The organism is Cobetia sp. AM6 (assembly GCF_009617955.1).
Lineage (GTDB): Bacteria > Pseudomonadota > Gammaproteobacteria > Pseudomonadales > Halomonadaceae > Cobetia > Cobetia amphilecti.
Map to the genome: position 1 here is coordinate 1207563 of NZ_AP021868.1, position 14429 is coordinate 1221991.

Annotated in this window: 10 protein-coding genes; 9 read left to right on the forward strand and 1 reads right to left on the reverse strand. The window is 63.9% G+C overall.

Annotation, left to right across the window (positions count from 1 at the left end):
• Positions 1-549: 549 nt before the first annotated feature.
• The gene (locus CLAM6_RS05165) at positions 550-1440 is read right to left on the reverse strand and encodes a LysR family transcriptional regulator (protein WP_054554935.1); all 891 of its coding nucleotides are present in this window, start codon (positions 1438-1440) and stop codon (positions 550-552) included.
• Between the two features lie 359 nt (positions 1441-1799).
• Between CLAM6_RS05165 and leuC the strand changes: the two genes are divergently transcribed.
• The 9 genes from leuC to CLAM6_RS05210 all read left to right on the forward strand — a co-directional run bounded on the left by leuC (position 1800) and on the right by CLAM6_RS05210 (position 14391).
• Positions 1800-3251 (forward strand): 3-isopropylmalate dehydratase large subunit, encoded by a 1452-nt coding sequence (gene leuC / locus CLAM6_RS05170; RefSeq protein WP_043335560.1) that lies wholly within the window; start codon positions 1800-1802, stop codon positions 3249-3251.
• Positions 3252-3262: 11 nt separating this feature from the next.
• Entirely contained in the window at positions 3263-3916 is a 654-nt protein-coding gene (gene leuD, locus CLAM6_RS05175; RefSeq protein ID WP_153635325.1) for a 3-isopropylmalate dehydratase small subunit, read from the forward strand.
• A gap of 145 nt (positions 3917-4061) precedes the next feature.
• Positions 4062-5144, forward strand: a complete 1083-nt coding sequence (leuB, locus tag CLAM6_RS05180; RefSeq protein ID WP_043335563.1) for a 3-isopropylmalate dehydrogenase — start codon at positions 4062-4064, stop codon at positions 5142-5144.
• Positions 5145-5362: 218 nt separating this feature from the next.
• Positions 5363-6484 (forward strand): aspartate-semialdehyde dehydrogenase, encoded by a 1122-nt coding sequence (gene asd / locus CLAM6_RS05185; protein WP_153635326.1) that lies wholly within the window; start codon positions 5363-5365, stop codon positions 6482-6484.
• 456 nt (positions 6485-6940) lie between these two features.
• A complete protein-coding gene (locus tag CLAM6_RS05190; RefSeq protein WP_172978627.1) occupies positions 6941-9775 on the forward strand; it encodes a type IV pilus assembly protein FimV in 2835 nt (944 codons plus the stop codon).
• A complete protein-coding gene (gene truA / locus CLAM6_RS05195) occupies positions 9775-10881 on the forward strand; it encodes a tRNA pseudouridine(38-40) synthase TruA (RefSeq protein ID WP_153635328.1) in 1107 nt (368 codons plus the stop codon). The genes CLAM6_RS05190 and truA overlap by 1 nt, the downstream gene beginning before the upstream one ends.
• A gap of 22 nt (positions 10882-10903) precedes the next feature.
• Complete coding sequence (locus tag CLAM6_RS05200) at positions 10904-11536, forward strand: phosphoribosylanthranilate isomerase (protein WP_153636798.1); 633 nt, start codon at positions 10904-10906, stop codon at positions 11534-11536.
• A gap of 304 nt (positions 11537-11840) precedes the next feature.
• A complete protein-coding gene (accD, locus tag CLAM6_RS05205; protein ID WP_043336910.1) occupies positions 11841-12860 on the forward strand; it encodes an acetyl-CoA carboxylase, carboxyltransferase subunit beta in 1020 nt (339 codons plus the stop codon).
• Positions 12853-14391, forward strand: coding sequence for a bifunctional folylpolyglutamate synthase/dihydrofolate synthase (locus CLAM6_RS05210; protein ID WP_153635329.1), 1539 nt, complete (start codon positions 12853-12855; stop codon positions 14389-14391). Before accD ends, CLAM6_RS05210 begins: the two co-directional genes overlap by 8 nt.
• Positions 14392-14429: the final 38 nt, after the last annotated feature.

Genomic DNA, 14429 nt, shown 5'->3' on the forward strand with positions numbered 1-14429 from the left:
CGACTGCGAGCACGTCAGCCTCTGACAACAAGCCGTCTGCATCCGGCACCTCGAGCAGCAGCACTTCTTCTACGGCTTCGGGTTCCAGCGCTACGAAGCCCGCGACGACGCGCAAGAGCACTGCCAGCAAGAGCACTGCCAGCAAGACTACAGCGAGCAAGAGCACCGCCAGCTCGACGGGAAGCGCGAGCACTGCCAAGACGGGTAGCAGCACCGGGGCTTCCAGTCAGGGGGCTACCCGCTCGGGCACTTCAAGTTCTGGTGCTTCCACTACCACCGCCAAGAGCGACACCGGCAGCGAAGCGCCCAAGCCGCGCCGTGGCCGTCCCTCCAATGCCAGCAAGGCCGCCGCCAAGGCAGCGGAAGAGGCGAAGAAGGACGATGCCAAGCCTGCGGCAAGCAAGGCGGATGGCGCGTCTGGCAATGCCAAGGATAGCGACAAGCGTTGATCCGCGGCGCCATAAGCTGTGAGTCAGAACCGCAACGCCAGCCTTTCGGGGCTGGCGTTGTGCGTTCAGGCTGTATTTCCAAGCGGGGCTTTCGAGTGCGCTAGAGGTTTCTCGACGCCGCATCCCTTGCGCCTTCCAGCAGTTCGATCATCGCGCTGGCGGCGTTCGAGAGGGTGCGGTTGTTGTGATAGAGGTAGCCGAGCTGGCGTTCGATGGGGCGGTGATCGATGGGCAGGATCTCGATTTCGTCGTCGATCATGCTTTCCGGCAGTACGCTCCAGCCCAGGCCGATGGCAACCATCATCTTGAGGGTCTCGAGGTAGTTGGTGGACATCGAGACTTCCACCGAGAGGCCGTCACGCGCAAAGGTGTCGATGACGATGCCACGCGTGAAGGTCAGGTGGCCCGGCAGCACGGCGTCGTGCTGTGAGAGGGCGGCCAGCGGCAACGCTTTGTGACCTGCCAGCGGGTGATCACGCCCGCATACGAAGCGCATCTCATCCAGCCACACCGGCACCACCGTCAAATTGGGATCGCGATGCGGTGCCAGGGTGACGACGGCCAGTTCCAGCTCCCCATCCAGTACGCCCTGATAGGCCTGTTCCGAATCCAGAAAGCGCATGTCCATGCGCACCTCGGGGTGGGCCATGGTGAAGGCCTTGAGCAGCGGTGGTAGCCGGTGCAGGCCCACATGGTGGCTGGTGGCCATCGTCAGGCTGCCTTTTACCTCGCCGGAAAGATTGCGCAGCGCACGCCGTGTGTCATCGTGCATCACCAGAATGGCGCGGGCGCGGGGCAGCAGGATATTGCCGGCCTCCGTCAGCGAGACACGCCGTCCGATGCGATCGAACAGCCGTGCGCCATGCAGTTGCTCCAGCTGGGCGATGCGCTTGGAAACGGCCGGCTGGGTGAGGTGCAGCTGCTCGGCGGCAAGCGAGAAGGAGGCGGTTTCGGCGACGGCGACGAAGGCCTGCAGAGAGGGTGTGTCCATGTGGGGCAGCTATCCTGTCATGAGGGCGTTCATAGGGGCATTCAGGGGAGCGTCAAGCGGGGCGATCGATGCCGCCGCAGGCGGATGCACTCCTGCTCAAGACCTGATGAGCAATGGTATTCCTTTTGGGAATCCAAAGCATGAAAAACATGAATTGCTTTTATTCATTGTCGCCGAGTACTCTTGATGGCACAGGACGCGGCGGCGATGCTGGAGCCTGCAAGCAAGTGGTCACTATCCACGGGCTCGCACGACCGCCCCGCCATCAACACTGGACGACACACCCTCATCAAGGGGCCGTTACGAGCCCCGAGGCAGCAAGCGCGCTCTTACCGTAAGGCGCCACGAGGAGACACGACATGGCTAGCCAGACCCTTTATGACAAGTTGTGGGATCAGCACCTGGTCAAGCAACGCGAAGACGGTACTGCACTCATCTACATCGACCGTCACCTGCTGCACGAAGTCACGTCGCCGCAGGCATTCGAAGGGCTGCGTCTGGCCGGTCGCAAGCCGTGGCGTCTGGATGCCAACCTGGCAACGCCGGACCACAACGTGCCGACGTCTCTCAAGGAGCGTGCTGCCGGTATCGCGGGCATCGAGGACGAGACCTCACGCATCCAGGTGCAGACCCTCGACGACAACTGCAACAGCTTCAACATCGAGCAGTTCACCATCAATGATGCGCGTCAGGGCATCGTGCACGTGGTCGGGCCGGAGCAGGGCGCAACTCTGCCGGGCATGACCGTGGTGTGTGGCGATTCCCACACCGCGACCCACGGTGCCTTCGCGGCACTGGCCCACGGGATCGGCACCTCCGAGGTCGAGCACGTGCTCGCCACCCAGTGCCTGATCCAGCGCAAGATGAAGAACATGCTGGTGCGCGTCGATGGTCGTCTCGGCACTGGCGTCACCGCCAAGGATGTCGTGCTCGCCATCATCGGTGAGATCGGCACCGCCGGCGGTACCGGCTACGCCATCGAATTCGGCGGCTCTGCCATCCAGGACATCTCCATGGAAGGCCGCATGACCATCTGCAACATGGCGATCGAAGCCGGTGCGCGGGTCGGTCTGGTCGGTGTCGATGACATCACCATCGACTATCTCTACGAGCGCCCCTATGCGCCGAACGCCCAGCAGTGGGAAGCGGCCGTCGCCGACTGGCGCAATCTGGTCTCCGATGCGGACGCCGAATTCGACAAGGTCGTGGTGCTCAAGGCCGAAGACATCGCGCCGCAGGTCACCTGGGGCACCAGCCCGGAGCAGGTCACCAGCGTCAATGGCGTGGTGCCGGACCCGGCCGCGGCCAGCGATGACACCGAAGCGCGTGGCATCACCCGTGCGCTCGAGTACATGGGCCTCAGCGCTCAGCAGAAGATCACCGACATCAAGCTGGACCGCGTGTTCATCGGTTCCTGCACCAACTCACGTATCGAGGATTTGCGTGAAGCGGCGCGCGTGGCCGAAGGCCGCACGGTCGCCAAGAGCCTCAAGCAGGCGATGGTGGTGCCGGGGTCTGGCCTGGTGAAGGCGCAGGCGGAAGCGGAAGGGCTGCACGAGATCTTCCTCGCGGCGGGCTTTGAATGGCGTGAGCCGGGCTGCTCCATGTGTCTGGCGATGAACGCCGACAAGCTGGGCGCCGGTGAGCATTGCGCGTCCACCTCCAACCGCAACTTCGAAGGCCGTCAGGGCTTCGGTGGGCGTACGCACCTCGTCAGCCCGGCCATGGCCGCCGCTGCCGCGATTGCGGGTCACTTCGTTGATGTTCGTGACTTTGCCCCCATCCCTACCAACAACACTCAAGTCGCCTGAGGAGGCCCGACATGGAAAAGTTCATTCGCCAGCAGGGCCTCGTGGCACCGCTTGATCGCGCCAACGTCGATACCGACCTGATCATCCCGAAGCAGTTTCTGAAGTCGATCAAGCGTACCGGCTTCGGGCCGAACCTCTTCGATGAGCTGCGTTATCTCGATGAGGGCTATATCGGTCAGGACATCAGCAAGCGTCCGCTGAATCCGGATTTCGTGCTCAACCAGCCGCGTTACGCGGGTGCCAGCGTATTGCTGGCGCGTCGCAACTTCGGTTGTGGTTCCTCGCGGGAACACGCGCCCTGGGCACTGACCGACTTCGGCTTCCGCGTGGTCATCGCGCCGAGCTTCGCCGATATCTTCTACAACAACTCGTTCAAGAACGGTCTGTTGTTGATTACCCTCGACGAGGACACGGTGGACCGTCTGTTCAAGGAAGCCGAGGCGGTGGAAGGATATCGTCTGGATATCGACCTCGAGGCACAGGCGGTCATCACGCCGTCCGGTGAGTCGATTCCCTTCGAGGTCGACAGCTTCCGCAAGCATTGCCTGATGGAAGGCCTGGACGATATCGGTCTGACCCTCAAGGACCAGGACGCCATCGACAGCTTCGAGAAGCGTCTTCGCACCGAGCGTCCGTGGCTGTTCCGCGACGGCAAGACGGCCTGATCTGGCCAGCGTCGCGTCAGTCAGCGCCTGACATCGCAACATATTCGTCATGGCTCGCCGTCCAGAATGGCGGCGAGCCCAGTCTCAGCACCGACGGTGAACCGTCGGTCTCGCCGGAAGACTTCCGGCCCAAGGAGAGTTCCAGATGAGCCGCAATATCCTGATTCTGCCCGGTGATGGCATTGGCCCGGAAATCACTGCCGAAGCCGTGAAGATCCTTGAAGCCGCCCGCAGCGAAGGTCTGGACATCACGCTGAGCGAAGGCAAGGTCGGTGGTGCAGGGTATGACGCGGCCGGCCACCCGCTGCCGGCGGAAACGCTGGAGGCGGCCAAGGCGGCGGACGCCATCCTGCTCGGCGCAGTCGGCGGCCCGCAGTGGGACAAGCTCGAGGACATCTCGCTGCGTCCGGAACGCGGCCTGCTGGGGCTGCGCAAGGAGCTTGAGCTGTTCGCCAATCTGCGTCCGGCGATTCTCTACCCGCAGCTGGCCGAGGCCTCCAGCCTCAAGCCGGAAGTGGTGTCCGGTCTGGACATCATGATCGTGCGTGAGCTGACCGGTGGCATCTACTTCGGTCAGCCGCGTGGCATCGAGACGCGTGATGGCCAGCAGGTCGGTTACAACACCTACGTCTACTCCGAGTCCGAGATCGAGCGCATCGGTCGCACCGCCTTCGAGATGGCGCAGAAGCGCAACAAGAAGCTGTGCAGCGTCGACAAGGCCAACGTGCTGGAAGTCACCATGCTGTGGCGTGACGTGATGGAGCGCATCTCCGCCGACTACCCGGATGTCGAGCTGTCGCACATGTACGTCGACAATGCCGCCATGCAGCTGGTGCGTGCTCCGAAGCAGTTCGACGTGGTGGTCACCGGCAACATGTTCGGCGACATCCTGTCGGATGAGGCCGCCATGTTGACCGGCTCCATCGGCATGCTGCCGTCCGCCTCGCTGAATGCGGGTGGTCAGGGCATGTATGAGCCGTGCCACGGCAGCGCGCCGGACATCGCGGGTCAGGGCATCGCCAACCCGCTGGCGACCATCCTGTCGGTGGCCATGATGCTGCGCTACTCGCTCAACGAAGCCGCCTGGGCCGAGCGCATCGAGAAGGCGGTCGGCGTGGTGCTGGATGAAGGGCTGCGCACTGCCGACATCGCCTACGCCGGGACGCGCAAGGTCTCCACCTCCGAGATGGGCGATGCCGTGCTGGCCGCCTTCAAGGCCCAGGCGTAAGGCAAGACCCGCGTGAACGCCGCCAGCCAGCGGCGTTCTCGCGATGATCATGGGGGAGCTCGGCGTGCGTCGCCGGGTTCTCATGTCAGGACCTGCGGCTGGAGCTTTGGGCAAGGCTCGCCTCGTGTGAGTTGCCTGTGCTCGCTGCGGGTCATTCCTGTGTCGGGAGCGGTGGTGTCTTCCATGCTCCCGGCCGTGCATGAACAAGGAGAACAAGCATGTTGAAAGTCGGATTTGTCGGTTGGCGTGGCATGGTCGGTTCCGTGCTGATGCAACGCATGCGTGATGACAACGATTTCGCCGGTATCGAGCCGGTATTCTTCTCCACCTCCCAGGTCGGTCAGGCCGGTCCTGACGTGGGCACGCCGGTGCCGGCGCTCAAGGATGCCAATGACATCAATGAGCTGAAGGCGCTGGATGTCATCGTCACCTGTCAGGGCGGCGACTACACCAAGCAGGTGTTCGGCCCGCTGCGTGAAGCCGGCTGGAAGGGCGACTGGATCGATGCGGCCTCCACCCTGCGCATGGACAAGGACGCCGTGCTGGTGCTGGACCCGGTCAACCGTCATGTGATCGACCAGAAGATCGGCGCCGGTGCCAACACCTTCGTCGGCGGCAACTGCACCGTCAGCCTGATGCTGATGGGCCTGGGTGGCCTGTTCGAGGCCGGCATGGTCGAGTGGATGACCTCCATGAGCTACCAGGCGGCGTCCGGCAGCGGTGCGCGCCACATGCGTGAGCTGCTGACCCAGATGGGCCAGCTCAATGGCAGCGTGGCCTCCGAGCTTGCGGACCCGGCCAGTGCCATCCTCGACATCGACCGCAAGGTGACCGCCACCATGCGCGGCCATGACTTCGCGACCCAGCAGTTCGGTGCGCCGCTGGCCGGCTCGCTGCTGCCGTGGATCGATTCCGCGATGGAATCCGGTCAGACCCGCGAGGAGTGGAAGGCCGGTGTCGAGGCCAACAAGATTCTCGACAGTCAGGGCAACCCGATCATGATCGACGGGCTGTGCGTGCGTATCGGTGCGATGCGTTCCCACTCCCAGGCCTTCACCGTCAAGCTCAAGCAGGACGTGCCGCTGGACGAGATCGAAGACCGCCTGGCCAAGCACAATGACTGGGTCAAGGTCGTCGCCAACACCAAGGAAGACAGCCTCAAGCACCTGACGCCGGCCGCTGCGACCGGCACCCTGACCGTGCCGGTCGGCCGTCTGCGCAAGCTGGCGATGGGTGGCGAATACCTGTCCGCCTTCAGTGTCGGTGACCAGCTGCTGTGGGGGGCCGCGGAGCCGCTCAAGCGCATGCTGACCATCCTGCGTGAACATCGCGCAGCCTGATCGCACTGTGTAGCAGCATGTCGTCGGGTTCATTGCGAGCCTGACCTGAAAGCGCCCTCGGCTCTCTGGAGTCGAGGGCGTTTCTCTTTTGCACGTTACGTCATGGAAGGTCGGTGATTTCAGGTAAGAGATAGGTCACTGATGTCACGGCGAGTACCAGATATCTCAGTCTTTCCTGCGCATTTTTTGCGATTTTGACTGGCGCTTTTGATGCATGATGGCAGGGAGGTGTTTTTTACGGGTATCGTAAAGGGGATATCGTCGAGCTGGTCACTCGCGATATGACGCCTCTGCGGCCTTTATCGATCGTGGGCCGTCACTCTATCGTTGAAACTTTTTCCACTTTGCCAATGGCTTCCCGCACTCTTGGGACGGACTCTCTGGTATCTTGTGTAAGTATACGTAACATAATGCGCAGGCCGGGCAATGATTCGGCCGCATACGAAGGGACACTCAATGGGACGCAAGCTTCCTCTCGCACTGGCGGTGTCGTTCGCCGTCTACAGTGCTCAGGCCTTGGCAGTCGGCATGGAATCGCCGCGGTTGCGCTCGAATCTGAATCAGCCACTGGACGCGCGCATCGGCCTCACGGATACCTCGGGCCTCGATGCCAGCCTCATCAAGGCCGGCGTTGCCGATTCTGCCGCCTTTACGCGAGCGGGCGTCGATCGCAGCTATGTCAGCGATGACATCAAGGTTGCCGTCAAGCAGCAGGGTGGGCGCTACTACCTCCAGCTGTCCACCAATGGCGCGGTACGTGAGCCCTATGTGGACCTGCTGCTGGATGTCGAATGGCCCAATGGCAAGCTGCAGCGTCAGGTGACCCTGTTGTTCGATCCGGCGGGCTATTCGAGTCAGCCGTCATTGGTGACACCTGCCGGCGCGCGCTCGCGCCCGCTGGCCACCAACGATTCCTCGCCGACGCGTTCCGTGGTGTTCCGCGACAATGCCCAGCCCAGCCAGGCTGCCTCGCGCAGTGCGTCATCCAGCACACCGCCGTCCAGCATCAAGGTGCGCAACGGTGATTCGCTGTGGACGATCGCGCGTCGCGTGCGTCCGGATGCCAGTGTCAGCATCCGTCAGGCGATGCTGGCGATTCAGGAAGCCAACCCCAGGGCCTTCCCGGGCGGCAACATCAACAAGCTGCGTGCGGGAGTGGTGCTGAGCGTGCCGGACCGCAGCACCATGTTGGGACGTTCGCGTACCGAGGCCGACAAGGAAGTGCGTCAGCAGTATCAGCAGTGGGTCGCGGGCGCGCAGGGCAAGACCGTGCCGGCTCCCGCCAGCAAGAAAACCGCTGCGGCCAGCACATCGAACGAGCCTTCCGCCAGTGCTGCGCCTGCGGCCACAGCCGCACCGAGCGGGCCCGCCAGCGCGGGTGCCGATGGCAAGCCGCGTCTGACGCTGCTGGATGAAGACGGCAGCAAGCCCAAGGCGGCAGCAGCCAGTGGTCAGATCTCCGCGGGTAGTCAGCAGGCGATCGATGAACTGTCCGATCGCCTCGAGTCGCTGGAAGATCAGCTGCTGACCAATCAGCAGCGCCTCGATCAGCTGGAGCAGGAGCGTGATGACCTGCGCAGTGAAGTGGCCTCCCTGCGCAACGAAGTCGGTGAGCTGCGAGCGTCGCTGGCAGAGCGTACCGAACAGCTCGAGACGGCCAAGGTGCTGCTCGCCAAACAGAATCGTCTGCTCGTCAACAGCGGCATCTCGCCGTTGGCGTTGCCGGAAAGCCTGATCGCCGCCGGGGTGGACCTCGGTCAGCCGCGCGACGGCGAGGGCAATCTGGTGTTGCCCAAGCAGCCGTGGCCCCAGGCGACCTGGCAGTGGGTGCAGGACAACCTGGCCATCGTCGGCGGGGCGGCCGGGGCATTGCTGCTTCTGTTGCTGCTGCTGTTGCGTCGCCGCTCCGGTTCCGGGGGGGATGAGAACATGAGCTTTGCCGATGCGGTCCGCGGCAATGAAGAGCCCGACCAGGACAAGCCACGCGTCTTCCCGGATACCTTTGCGGCCTCGACTGCCGCTGCCGCCGCGGGTCACAAGTCATCCGCGTCTGAAGATGCCAACGTGGCGGCGCGCCGGGGTTCCGGTAGCCTCGAGCCGCTCTCCCAGCCGGAAGCGGCTGCGATCAGCGAGGCGGACATCTTCATCGCCTACGGCCGCTTCGATCAGGCCCAGGCCCTGCTGGAAGCCGGTCTGGTGGAAGATCCCGCACGCCAGGACCTGCGCCTCAAGCTGATGGGAGTCCATGGCGAGCTTGGCAACGCCGAAGCCCTGCATCATGAAGGTGAGCAGGTGCTGGCGGCCGGCAATGAGGAAGAGCGTTTCGAGGCTCAGGCGCTGCTGGATCGCTACAGTGTCTCAAGCAGTGCGCTGCGTGCTGTCGCAGGCGGCGGTGCGAGTCAGGTGGGGCGCAAGGTCTCCTATCTGTCAGGAGTGGCAAGTCAGCAGGCGGCAGCGCCTCGCGCGCCGCTTGAAGGTCGCGACAAGACCGATGATGCGGCTCATGGCCCGGCAGATGCATCCGCCACGGGCTCTGACGCCTCCCTTGATGACCAGGAAGATGCCGGCGCGCTGTCTGACAGCGAACCGCATGCCAGTGACGGCGTGAGCGAACCGCTGGTCGAGCATGCTCCCGATCAAGGCGTCGCGTTCGAACCGGGCCTCAAGGGCGAGGACCTCGAGAAGGCGCCCGTGCGTGAGAGCCACTTCAACAGCGACAACGTGATCGATTACCAGGCGCCGGAATTGACGCTGGGGGATGCTGGTCACGCTGATGGTGAGAAGGGCGCTGATACCGAGGCATCCAAGGCGGCGGATAGCGCGCTCAAGGGCGAGTCCGTCGAGTTTACCTCGCTGCGTGAAGAGCTGGATGACCACTCCGCGATTGAGAACGGCGCCGCAAGTGAAGGCAGCGCTGCGAGCCGGAAGCCGTATCAGGCGTCCAGCAAGCCATCAGCCGCTGTCGATGGCATGGACGAGCTGCCGTCACTGGATAGCATGACGCTGGAAGAGGTGGACGTGCCGCGGCGTGATATCTCGGAATTCGAGGTCGAGGAAGTGGCGTTCGAGTCTGGGGATCAGGATAATGCCTATCCCTCTGTCGAGTCGGCAGGGTTTGGGGCTGGCGCCCAGGATACCGTGGCATTCCAACAGCTCGAGGAAGCCCGTCAGTTGTTGGTGGATGGCGATGATGATCAGGCGGCTGCGCTGCTTGAGCCGCTCGCTACTGCCAGTGATGACATGGTCCGTGAAGAGGCGCTGGCGTTGATGGAGCGCTTTGGTCTGACCTGATGCCCTTTTTTACACCGTTGGATGATAACGAGAAACGCCCGGGGCGCATTGCTCTGGGCGTTGAATATGATGGCACCCGCTATTGTGGCTGGCAGCGTCTGAGCCACGCCCCCTCCGTGCAGGAAGCGCTCGAGAAGGCCTTGTCCAAGGTCGCCTCCACGCCGATTACCGTGCATTGCAGTGGCCGCACCGATTCCGGTGTGCATGCCGTGCGTCAGGTCGTGCATTTCGATACCCCCGTGGGCCGCAGTCGCAAGGCCTGGCGCATGGGCGGTAACGTCAACCTTCCCCCCGATATCGGGATTCATTGGGCCGTGCCGGTGCCCGATGATTTCCACGCGCGTTTCAGCGCCATCGCCCGTCGCTATCGCTACATGATCATCAACCAGCCGTTTCGGCCGGTGATGGAGCGCAACAATGTCACCTGGTGTCGCGAGCCGCTCAATGTCGCCGACATGCAGGCCGCGGCGGCGCATCTGGTAGGTGAGCTGGATTTCTCGGCGTTCCGCGCCGCAGGCTGTCAGTCGCGCTCGCCGCGCCGCCACGTGCACTTCATTGAAGTCAGTCGCCATGGCCATATCGTCATGATCGATATCCAGGCCAATGCCTTCCTGCATCACATGGTGCGCAATATCGCGGGCACCTTGATGGCCATCGGGCGTGGCGAGAAGCCTGTCGAGTGGATCGTCGAGCTGATGCGCGGAGGAGATCGCACGCGCTCGAGCGCGACGGCAGCGGCGACAGGGCTTCACTTCGTCGATGTCATCTATCCGCCGCGCTATGCGCTGCCCAAGGAACCCCTGGGCCCTGGTCTGGTCGCACATCTTGGCGAGTGGACGGGCGAGCGCCCGTTGCCGGACTGCCCGATGGTGCGCTCACGCATGGCGCGTGCCGAGGCCGAGGGTGCCGAAGAGGCGCGCGCGGCAGGCAAGCTCAGTGAGCAGGAGGCCATCCGGCTGGGCAACGTGGCCCGTGAAGCCGAGCGCCTCAGTCGCGAGCATGAACAAGCGATTCCTGCGGCAGGCGATCCTGCGGCAGGCGTTCCTGCGGCAGGCGCCGAGGATGACACGCTGACGACTGCCACCCAGAATGAATCCTCACGTTGAACGGAGTGATCCCATGACCGAGATGAGCGCTCGAGCGAGCCAGCGTACCCGGATCAAGATCTGTGGTTTGACGCGAGAGCAGGATATCCGCGACGCCGTGGCAGCAGGGGCCGATGCGCTGGGCTTCGTGCTGTGGCCGGGCAGCAAGCGTGCGGTGGATGTGGCGCGGCTGGCCGAGCTTGCCGCGTGCGTGCCGGCCTTCGTGACGCGGGTCGGCCTGTTCGTGGATGCCAGCGCCGAAGAGATTGCCGCGGCGGCGCCACATCTCGATCTGCTTCAGTTGCATGGCAATGAGACGCCGGAGCAGTGCCGGGCGGCAGGGCGGCCCTATATCAAGGCGTTGCGCATGCGTGACGGGATCGATCTCGCCGCGCAGGCGGCGCGCTACCATGACGCGCGTGGCCTGTTGCTGGATGCCTATCGTCCCGGCGTGCCCGGTGGCACCGGCGAGACCTTCGACTGGTCGCGCATCCCGGCCGATCTGCCGCTGCCGGTCATCCTGGCCGGTGGTCTCGAGTCAGGCAATGTCGCCGCGGCGGTGGCGCAGGTCGCCCCTTACGCGGTCGATGTCTCCGGCGGTGTGGAAGCCGCGCCCGGCGAGAAGAGTGCCGAGCGCATGCAGGCATTCTGTCAGGCAGTCCGCCAGCAGCGCTGATTTGCCGGCACGCGTTGTGGCCCTTGCACTGCTTTCGTCCCAAGCGGCGAGGGCCGCAACGCTCAATTGGCATCTCGCACTACCCGCAAGGGGGGCGAAGCCGCTACAATGACCCCCAGAATTCGGAAAAGTGGCCGTACGACCAATGGGTTGCACGGTCTTTTCCATTGGCACTGCCCTGTGATGGTAGCTGCCCGCCATATTGCCGGGGGCGTGAACGCCCTGGAATATGTGCCAACTCGCATGGCCGCCGACAGTCGTCGAGCGGTGCCCAGAACAGCAGCAAAACGGAAGCCTCCCCACCATGAGCTGGCTTGACAAGATTGTGCCGTCAATGAGCCGTATCCAACGCAAGGATCGGCGTACCTCCATTCCTGACGGCCTGTGGCGTAAATGCCCCAAGTGCGAAGCAGTCCTGTACCTTCCGGAGCTGACCAAGCACGACAACGTCTGCCCGAAGTGTGACCACCACCTGCGTCTCACTGCGCGTGCGCGTCTGTCCTGGTTCCTCGACAGCGAAGGCCGCGAGGAAATCGCGGCGGATCTCGAGCCGGTCGATCGCCTCAAGTTCCGCGACTCCAAGAAGTACAAGGATCGCCTGAGTGCTGCCCAGAAGCAGACCTCCGAGAAGGATGCGCTGGTCGCCATGCGCGGTGCGCTCTCCGGTCAGCCGGTCGTGGCCGTGGCCTTCGAGTTCAGCTTCATGGGTGGCTCCATGGGTGCCATCGTCGGCGAGAAGTTCGTGCGTGCAGCAGAGCTTGCGCTGGCCGAGAACATCCCGCTGGTCTGCTTCGCCGCCTCCGGTGGTGCTCGCATGCAGGAAGCCTTGTTCTCCCTGATGCAGATGGCCAAGACCTCCGCGGCGCTTGAAAAGCTCAAGCAGGCTGGCGTGCCGTACATCAGCGTGCTGACCGATCCGGTCTTCGGTGGCGTCTCTGCGTCGCTGGCGATGCTGGGTGACCTGAATGTCGCCGAGCCGAACGCCCTGATCGGCTTTGCCGGTCCGCGTGTCATCGAGCAGACCGTGCGTGAGAAGCTGCCGGAAGGCTTCCAGCGCTCCGAGTTCCTGCTCGAGCATGGCGCCGTCGACATGATCATCCACCGCCGCGAGATGCGTGAGCGCCTGTCCAGCATCCTGCTCAAGCTGCAGGGCATGCCGGTCAACGCCGCCAATCTGCCGGTCGCGGATGCGGTCGTCGAAGAAGAATCCGTCGAGGCGGATGCGACTGTCGAAGCACCGGCCGAGCCGCGCTCCGCCGTGGACAGCGTGCTCGACGAGACCTTCACCAGCGAGAAGCCGCAAGGCGAACGTCGCGATGGCTGAGCAGGGCTCCGCCCCGGCAAGCTGCAGCACCGATGAGGTGCTGCAGTCTTCCTCACTCCCTCCGCTGAATGCCGCTTCGTGGCAGCTTTCCCCCCTGCATGATGCCGTGCCGCGTGGCCTCTCGCTGGATGAGTGGCTGACGCGTCTCGAGCATCAGCACCCCGTCAGTATCGATATGGGCCTTGCCCGAGTGCTGTGCGTGGCCAGGCGCCTCGGTCTGGTCGGGGCGGGTGCGCGTCGGCTCGGTGGCCGCATCATTACCGTGGCGGGCACCAACGGCAAGGGCTCGACGGTTGCCATGCTCGAGGCGCTGGGGCGTGCCCACGGGCTGAGCACCGCCACCTATACCTCTCCGCACCTGCTGCATTACAACGAGCGTCTGAGCTTCAATGGTCACGACGTCAGTGATGCGGCATTGGTCACGGCCTTCGAGCAGGTCGATTCCGCGCGCCACTCCGGGCTGTCGGCCAGTGGTGAGCCGGTGGATGACGAGGGCGTGATCAGCCTGACCTACTTCGAGGCCGGCACGTTGGCCGGGCTATGGCTGATCGCTCAGCAGCAGCCGCAGCTCGCGATTCTGGAAGTTGGCCTGGGTGGGCGTCTGGACGCAGTCAACATCATCGATTGTGATGTCGCGATGATCATCACGGTCGCACAGGATCATGCCGCGTTTCTTGGCACCGACCTCGAGAACATCGGCTTCGAGAAGGCCGGGATTCTGCGCGCCGGCAAGCCGGCCGTGTTCGGCTCGGATGTGCTGCCGTCCAGTTGCGCGGAACATGCTCGCTCGCTGGGTGTCACGCCGCAGGTGCTATGGCAGGACTTTCGCTGGCAGGTCGCGGCTGATCTTGTGAATGGCAGTGTGAATGGCAGTGTGAATGGCAGTGTGAATGGCAGTGTGGATGGCAGCACGGACCATTCGGCTACCTCGCAATGGCAATGGCAGCGCCTGTCAGCGCCGGCACTGACGTTCGATGCGCTGCCAGACCCGGGCTTGCCGCGGGACAATGCGGCCAGTGCGCTGAATGCGCTGGTCGAGGCCGGTATCGAGCTCAACGCCGAATGCGTGCAGCAGGCCATGGCGAGAGTCAAGCTCAAGGGGCGCATGCAATGGCTGAGCCGTCACGGGCGTGACTGGTGTCTGGATGTCGGCCATAACCCGCATGCCGCGAGTTATCTGGCCAGTCGTCTTGCCGCTCATGACCTGCGTTGCGCGCGGGATCCTGCCACTCGGCCGCGGCGGGCGTTGCTCGCCATGCTGGGCGACAAGGATGCCGCTGGCGTGATTCAGGCGCTGGCACCGGTGGTGGACGGCTTCGTCGTCGCCACCCTGGATGGCGAGCGTAGCCGCCAGGCCAGTGAGCTTGCCGCCGTGGTCCGCCACTGTGGTGGTGAGGTGCTGGCAGAGTGCGAGACGGTCACCGCTGCAGCCGAATGGTTGGCACGCGAGACGAGCGCTGGAGAAGTATTGGTCTGTGGTTCCTTCTTCACGGTCGGTGAAGCATTGATGTGGCTCGGCGCCCAGGCCTGATGCAGGCCGGCGGCGGGTCCGGGATTTCGGGTGCAAGG

Bases quoted from the DNA above. Each gene is read 5' to 3' on its own strand.
- CLAM6_RS05210 (WP_153635329.1), top strand. From the start codon at position 12,853: ATGGCTGAGCAGGGCTCCGCCCCGGCAAGCTGCAGCACCGATGAGGTG.
- accD (WP_043336910.1), top strand. From the start codon at position 11,841: ATGAGCTGGCTTGACAAGATTGTGCCGTCAATGAGCCGTATCCAACGC.
- leuD (WP_153635325.1), top strand. From the start codon at position 3,263: ATGGAAAAGTTCATTCGCCAGCAGGGCCTCGTGGCACCGCTTGATCGC.
- CLAM6_RS05165 (WP_054554935.1), bottom strand. From the start codon at position 1,440: ATGGACACACCCTCTCTGCAGGCCTTCGTCGCCGTCGCCGAAACCGCC.
- asd (WP_153635326.1), top strand. From the start codon at position 5,363: ATGTTGAAAGTCGGATTTGTCGGTTGGCGTGGCATGGTCGGTTCCGTG.
- CLAM6_RS05200 (WP_153636798.1), top strand. From the start codon at position 10,904: ATGAGCGCTCGAGCGAGCCAGCGTACCCGGATCAAGATCTGTGGTTTG.
- truA (WP_153635328.1), top strand. From the start codon at position 9,775: ATGCCCTTTTTTACACCGTTGGATGATAACGAGAAACGCCCGGGGCGC.
- CLAM6_RS05190 (WP_172978627.1), top strand. From the start codon at position 6,941: ATGGGACGCAAGCTTCCTCTCGCACTGGCGGTGTCGTTCGCCGTCTAC.
- leuC (WP_043335560.1), top strand. From the start codon at position 1,800: ATGGCTAGCCAGACCCTTTATGACAAGTTGTGGGATCAGCACCTGGTC.
- leuB (WP_043335563.1), top strand. From the start codon at position 4,062: ATGAGCCGCAATATCCTGATTCTGCCCGGTGATGGCATTGGCCCGGAA.